Source organism: Xenorhabdus sp. NBAII XenSa04 (genome assembly GCF_963866145.1).
In the GTDB taxonomy this organism is placed as follows: Bacteria; Pseudomonadota; Gammaproteobacteria; order Enterobacterales; family Enterobacteriaceae; genus Xenorhabdus; species Xenorhabdus indica.
The window spans coordinates 1-2,397 of the sequence record NZ_CAWMEB010000211.1; the positions used below are offsets into that span (position 1 = coordinate 1).

General features: G+C 40.0%; 3 protein-coding genes. 1 reads left to right on the plus strand and 2 read right to left on the minus strand.

Translation table 11 applies throughout. The annotated features are described in order from the left end of the window. Window positions 1-239 precede the first annotated feature (239 nt). Entirely contained in the window at window positions 240-788 is a 549-nt protein-coding gene (locus tag AAC147_RS08450) for an NAD(P)H-dependent oxidoreductase (protein WP_047686355.1), read from the plus strand. A gap of 130 nt (window positions 789-918) precedes the next feature. Here AAC147_RS08450 and AAC147_RS08455 read toward each other — a convergent pair whose 3' ends face one another. Together AAC147_RS08455 and AAC147_RS08460 are read right to left on the minus strand one after the other, a co-directional pair. Beyond that, window positions 919-1,188, minus strand: a complete 270-nt coding sequence (locus tag AAC147_RS08455; protein WP_047686359.1) for a helix-turn-helix domain-containing protein — start codon at window positions 1,186-1,188, stop codon at window positions 919-921. Between the two features lie 260 nt (window positions 1,189-1,448). Further along, the gene (locus AAC147_RS08460) at window positions 1,449-2,318 is read right to left on the minus strand and encodes an integrase domain-containing protein (RefSeq protein ID WP_047686357.1); all 870 of its coding nucleotides are present in this window, start codon (window positions 2,316-2,318) and stop codon (window positions 1,449-1,451) included. Window positions 2,319-2,397: the final 79 nt, after the last annotated feature.

The window sequence follows — 2,397 nt, forward strand, 5'->3', positions numbered from 1 at the left end:
CGGATTGAATACGTGACCCATTTACCGCCTATCAAATCCATAGCCATACTCACAGGGCAAGGGTAACTCTTCCCATTCAATGAAACTTTGCAATCCTCAGCTTTTGTAACCTCAACCATAAATTCCGCCCTACTATCTAACTGGATAGTTATTGTAATTGAAAAAAATCATCATAAACTAATTATAACAATTATCAAATTAATAGATTATTAATAAATAACAAATTAAGGAAATTGAATATGCCTTTAATGATATTAGCTCACCCAAACTTTGATCAATCAATTGCTAACAAAACAATTGTTGATGAATTGAAAAGTAGCAACATTGATCTTGAGCTTCGTAACATTTATCAATTAAATCCAAATTACAATATCGATGTTAATTCGGAGCAAGAGGCATTATCAAGACATGATTTAATCATTTTACAATATCCAATGTACTGGTTTAATATGCCTGCAATCCTTAAAATTTGGTTTGATGAAGTTTTTACCTATCAATTTGCTTATGGTTCAAAGGGAGATAAATTAAAAAATAAAAGGCTTCTACCCAGTATTACAATAGGACAACCAGAGAAAAACTTTAAAAAAGATAACAATTCATCGCTTATGGATAGCTTTCTTAAATCAATTAAAAGATCGACAGAATACTCTCAAATGAAATATATCGAGCCAGTTATTCTTTATGATATAGCAACAGTTAATGGGCAGAGTGAATACGAAATAAAAGAAAAAGCTAAAATTCATAGTAGAAAACTACAGAAGATAATTCAAAGATACATGGGATATTAATTATTTAAATACCTTTTAGTATTTCAACATTATATTTATACAAATAAGCTAAAAAAATGAATAGCCAAGGCAACCAAAAAGTAGATATAAACATTACTTTGCTTCATGGCTATTTCATAAACATTAAAAGCTATTCAACAGAAACTTTGCGAACCTTACGTTCAATAAGCTGACCGTAACTATCAAAATAACGGCTAGGCCAAATTTCTGAGGGATGTATACCAAGATAATCCGCAATGATCCATTCGCCTTTCGGCCACGGTCTACTAAATGCATTTGCCAGTGTCGATGAACTGAGTCCCGCCTCACGAGAAACAGCCGCTAAGGTTGTACCACGTTTACGTAATGCAGCAATAATATCGGCCTGATGCCAGTCATTTTGAACATTGTTGTTATTCATTCCTGCTACCCCTTCCATTAATAATATTGATGGTGGTGGTGATTCAAGGCAGGGTTCGCGGACTGGAATCAAGAAACCAGCAAGGCCGAAGCCTTCCCCACCTGAATCACCATTGAAAGGGTGATAACAGGCGCACTGGTAGAAACATCCTACCAGTGTTCTTGATTTCAAGGCCGCGACGCCTCGACCATTAGATTTTGCTAATGGCGGGAATACTTTAACTGATTGTTTTAGCTTACTCAATAACTGAACGGCTAAGTTTAACGACTATAAACACGCTCAATGTAACGCCCGCGACCATCACCATGGCCCAAATCCATTGAAACTAGTGCCCGTGCTTCCTGCCGACTAAAACCACTCTGTTGGTAAAAACTCAGTGCATCCTGTGCCCACGCATAGCGCAAACTATGGGGAGAATGGTAACCTGTTAAACCAACCCTTGTGGTATGTGTCCGCCAGTAATTCATGGCCTGATTGAGATCGGGTTTATCAATCAACCTGCCACCTTGTTGTTCTGCAATAGCAATGGCCTGCTCGACAGCCTCTTTTACCGCTGTAACATCCAATACACGGGTTTGTCTTGGTCGGCCGCCTTTTGTACCGAAGACAATATGCAGTTTCGGCTCTGATTGATCCAACTGTTTACTCCAGCTTTTCAATGAAGCACTGCATTGCACTGCTTCCTGAGAGCGTAATCCCAGTAAGCGGGCGAGTTTCAGTGTGGCGGCAAATCCGGCATCGCGTTCAAGTGCTTTCTGATAAACCATCTGAAACGTGGCATCAGGGATCGCTTGTTTTGTTCCAGCACGGCTGGTTCCGCTTAATCCCAATGCTTGATTACTTAAACGGGGCGAAGTTTCCAATTTTTCCCGGCCAGCCATGCGGAAGATATTACGCAATGCGGACATTTCATTTTGCATCGTTCGTTTGGCAATCCTCTGAGATAAGCGCGCATCAACGTAATGCTCTACATGTTTGGTTTTCAGATTATTGAGACTTTTAACCTGAATATTCAGGCTCAATAACAACGCGCCCAAACGCCCTGCAATCCGAGTACGGTCATGACAGGTCTTATGGCTGCCACCACCCTGCCGGGCAAAAAACTTCAATTCTTTAATCAATCGGCTCATTAGCTTATCTCCCTACTTATACCTGACAACATGCAATCTCTGGCGCGCGACAATGCTGACAAAACAGGAAATGCCTGCT